Source organism: Marisediminitalea sp., from assembly GCF_984433645.1.
In genome coordinates this window covers 1-4,064 of record NZ_CFIDRX010000257.1, presented here as the reverse complement: position 1 = coordinate 4,064, position 4,064 = coordinate 1, and the positions used below count along the sequence as shown (strand labels likewise).

The following is a 4,064-nucleotide window of genomic DNA, read 5'->3' as shown; positions in this document are numbered from 1 at the left end:
TGCGGCTGAACCGCCCGTTAAGTGCCTTACAACGCGCCGCAATGAAGGTTGGTCGTGGGCAGTTTCCACCGCCTCTGCCTGAAGAAGGCAGCAGCGAGATGATCGAAGTGACCCGGGCGTTTAACCGCATGAACCAGGGCATTAAACAGCTTGAACACGACCGTATGGTAATGACTGCGGGTATTTCCCACGACCTGCGTACGCCGCTTACCCGTATTCGCCTGGCAACTGAAATGCTGCCAGACGATCAGGACTGGATAAAAGAAGGCATTGTCAGCGACATCGAAGACATGAACGCCATCATCGACCAGTTTATTGAGTATGCCCGTCAGGAGCAGCAGGAAAAACAAGAAGTCCTTAACCTGAATGCCCTGATCAACGAACTGGTACACAATCGTCAGGCCAATGCGTCCAGTCAGGCTGATGGTCAGGAAGCCAAACATATTCACACCGAGCTAAACCCATTGCCGCCCATTCCGCTGCGCAAAGTCGCGGTTAAGCGGGTAATGGAAAACCTCATTGAAAACGCGTTCCGCTACGGCAGCAATAAAATTGAAGTCACCAGCTATTACGAAGAAAAGCACCATCGTGTGGTATGTGCGATCCGTGACTTTGGCCCGGGCATTCCGGAAGACTGTCTGGAATCCATGTTTCGGCCGTTTTCTCAGGGCGACACTGCCCGAGGTTCAGGTGGCTCAGGACTCGGCCTGGCAATTACCAAACGCATCATTGAAATGCACGGCGGGCAAATCAGCTTAAGAAATCACCCCCACGGCGGACTCATTGCGGAATTCTGGCTGCCCAGTGAAGGGTTGTAGAGCACGACTCTGGCACTCCTGAATTTTCCCATTCCGTCATCCCTGAACATTCCCATTTCGTCGTCCCTGAATCGCGAAGCGATAGCAGGGATCTTACTCTTTAACCTACATAAAACCACACAAGCCGTGTTACTGTGACGCTGTTAATTAAAGTGCTTTGCGTAAAGGCAGGGATGGGAGCAAACCTAAACATGAATCAACAACAATACACCTCAGGATTAGGAAAACAATCAGTAGTACCACCGGAAGTGAAAGGCTGGAACTGGGGCGCATTTTTACTTAACTGGATTTGGGGCATTGGCAATAGCACCTACATAGCGCTGTTAATGTTCGTGCCCCTGGTCAATATTTTTATGTTTTTCATACTCGGCGCCAAAGGTAATGAATGGGCTTGGAAAAACAGAACATGGCGCGATGTAGAACACTTTAAACAAACCCAAAAATCATGGCGAAACGCTGGATTTATTCTCTGGCTCGTTGTTTTTCCTCTGTTCTTCACGCTGATTGGCAACATGCTGAAAGGTGAAGCTTTCGAGCATTCTTTGACGGCAATATCACAACATGCTGACGTTGTTGACGTGATCGGCGAACCGATTGAAGCAGGCTACTTTGTTACGGGGAGCATTCGAACATCCGGGTCAAATGGAGAAGCCTATTTGCAATATTCCCTATCCGGCCCCAAAGGTGAGGCTGAAGCGTACGTCCAGGCATATAAAGACATGGATGTGTGGGTATTACATAACGTTATCGTGCACTGGCCTGAGTCAGACACCAGGATTCAGGTTGTGACACCGGTAGAATAAATAAAAAAGCCCGTTTACTCGCGCAAACGGGCTAATTTATCACTTTGAGGACGTGATAAAAATCGGTAAGCCTATGGCTTAGTTACCCGGACCTGCCTGCTTAATAGCATCAGACACATCGTAACGTTCAAAGTTGTCCTGGAAGTCTGTTACCAGCTTAGCAACATACTCTTCGTAGGCCGCTTTATCTTCCCAGGTCTCTTTGGGTACCAGTAGCTTGCTGTCTACACCAGGCACAGCTACCGGCACGTCAAGGTTCAGACCGTCAATGTGCGTTGTTTCAACATTCGCCAGATCGCCATTCACAATCGCGTCGATGACCGCACGGGTAGTAGGAATATCGAAGCGCTTGCCCGTACCGTATGGACCACCGGTCCAACCCGTGTTAACCAGGTACACCTTGGCGTTGAATTCCTTCACACGTTTAATTAACAGCTCTGCGTATACGCCTGCCGGACGCGGGAAGAAGGGTGCGCCGAAACAGGTAGAGAACGTGGACTCAATGTCTGACGTTGAACCAATCTCCGTTGAACCGACCTTGGCCGTGTAACCGCTCAGGAAGTGATACGCTGCAGCTTCTTCGGTTAACACTGATACCGGCGGCAATACGCCTGATACGTCACAGGTTAAAAACACCACTGAACGCGGCTCGCCAGCCATGTTTTCCACTACACGTTTTTCAACGTGATCAAGCGGGTAGGCCGCACGTGAATTTTGTGTCAGAGATACATCAGCGTAATCAGGCGTGCGGGTGTCATCTAACACCACGTTTTCCAGAATGGTGCCAAACTTGATGGCATCCCAAATTACTGGCTCGTTCTTTTGCGACAGATCGATACATTTTGCGTAGCACCCGCCTTCGAAATTAAAGACTGATCCCGGCGCCCAGCCGTGCTCATCATCACCGATCAGGAAGCGCTTAGGATCCGCTGACAGCGTTGTTTTACCTGTGCCTGACAACCCGAAGAACAAGGTTACATCACCTTCAGCACCCACGTTTGCAGAGCAGTGCATCGGCAATACTTCTTTGGCAGGTAGCAGGAAGTTTTGTACAGAGAACATGGCTTTTTTCATTTCACCGGCATATCGCATACCGGCAATCAGAACCTTGCGCTCAGCGAAGTTAATGATCACAGTACCGTCACTGTTTGTGCCATCGCGCTCAGGCTCACACACAAAGCCGGGAACGTTGAGTACTTGCCACACCGGCTTGTTCTCGCTGTTCCAGTGGTCCGGCGTAATAAACATGTTTTTGGCGAAGATATGCTGCCACGCTGTTTGTGTACGCACGACAATAGGTAATGCATGCTCAGGGTCCGCACCAACCTGTAACTGAGAGCTGTAATATTCTTCCAGTCCCATAAGGTGTGCTTCAACACGTTTCCACAACGCATCAAACTTGCCGGCATCGAACGGACGATTTACCTTGCCCCAGTCGATATCCTGCTCTGTTGTCGGCTCTTTCACAATAAACCGATCAAGCGGCGAACGCCCTGTTCGCTTGCCTGTCTCTACAACCAACGCACCATTTGCGGCTAGCTGCCCTTCACCCTTACTCAGCGCATGCTCTACGAGCACCGCTGCCGATAAATTTGCCCATTCCTTTGCTGCTGATTGAATCGCTGCTGCCGCGGTCATATCACTTCACCCTCAAAACTGTAAACTTTCACCCAGACTTTCAGAATTTACTAAAAGCCCAACCATTGTATAGCAATAAAGGCATTCAACAACATCAAACTGAACAATACTGGGTATTAATTTTGTGCAATTTTCATAATTTTTCTGAAAGTCACTACAAAAAACACCCTCAATTTTGCCGTACCAGGGTCTGTTCAGGCTGGAATTACAAAGCCTGAATATGGTGTAAAGCACCACTAACACCATGTAAAGCATCCTCTACAGGCTACGTATTTACTCTATATTATTTGGAAAAAGGGATATTGACGCAGGTCAAGGGGAGCGGCAAGCACAACGCTCAGAGAGGTTGTGCTGCCTTTGAAGAACTTATTGTGGGGTAGATGAACCGTCGTTGTAACCAGTCTGTAATGCTTCAATATCGATTTCATCAAAGCGATATTCGGTGTGGCAATACTGACAGTTCATGGCAATCGCACCTTCTTCCCTGATGATATCCAGTAATTCCTGCTTATCCAGGTTTCTCAGAGCTTCGGCACTGCGTTGACGAGAGCATGTACAGGCAAACGATACCGGTTTTGGTGTGTAAAGCTGTACTTCCTGTTCGTGGTACAAGCGATACAGCACGTCTTCTGCGGGTAATGAGAACAACTCTTCTGCTGTCATGGTTTCGGTTAGCGCGCACAAGTGCTCAAATTCGCTGTCACTGGTTACTTTGGTAGATTCAGCTGACTGCGGAACCACCTGCAGGAACATACCCGATGCTTTTGGCAGTGTATTGTCAGAAAAGTCGGTATGAATGAACACA

4 protein-coding genes are annotated in these 4,064 nt (G+C 48.9%); 2 read left to right on the top strand and 2 right to left on the bottom strand.

Annotation, left to right across the window (positions count from 1 at the left end):
* Together AC4MRN_RS19790 and AC4MRN_RS19785 are read left to right on the top strand one after the other, a co-directional pair.
* The coding region (locus AC4MRN_RS19790) for an ATP-binding protein (RefSeq protein WP_491204283.1) at window positions 1-818 on the top strand (818 nt) is incomplete at its 5' end.
* Between the two features lie 191 nt (window positions 819-1,009).
* On the top strand, window positions 1,010-1,621 hold the full coding sequence (locus AC4MRN_RS19785) for a cytochrome c oxidase assembly factor Coa1 family protein (protein WP_491204282.1): 612 nt from the start codon (window positions 1,010-1,012) through the stop codon (window positions 1,619-1,621).
* Window positions 1,622-1,699: 78 nt separating this feature from the next.
* Here the strand turns inward: AC4MRN_RS19785 and AC4MRN_RS19780 are convergent, their stop codons facing one another.
* Complete coding sequence (locus AC4MRN_RS19780) at window positions 1,700-3,259, bottom strand: phosphoenolpyruvate carboxykinase (protein ID WP_491204281.1); 1,560 nt, start codon at window positions 3,257-3,259, stop codon at window positions 1,700-1,702.
* Window positions 3,260-3,625: 366 nt separating this feature from the next.
* A partial coding sequence (locus AC4MRN_RS19775; RefSeq protein WP_491204280.1) for an Hsp33 family molecular chaperone HslO occupies window positions 3,626-4,064 on the bottom strand: 439 nt, incomplete at its 5' end.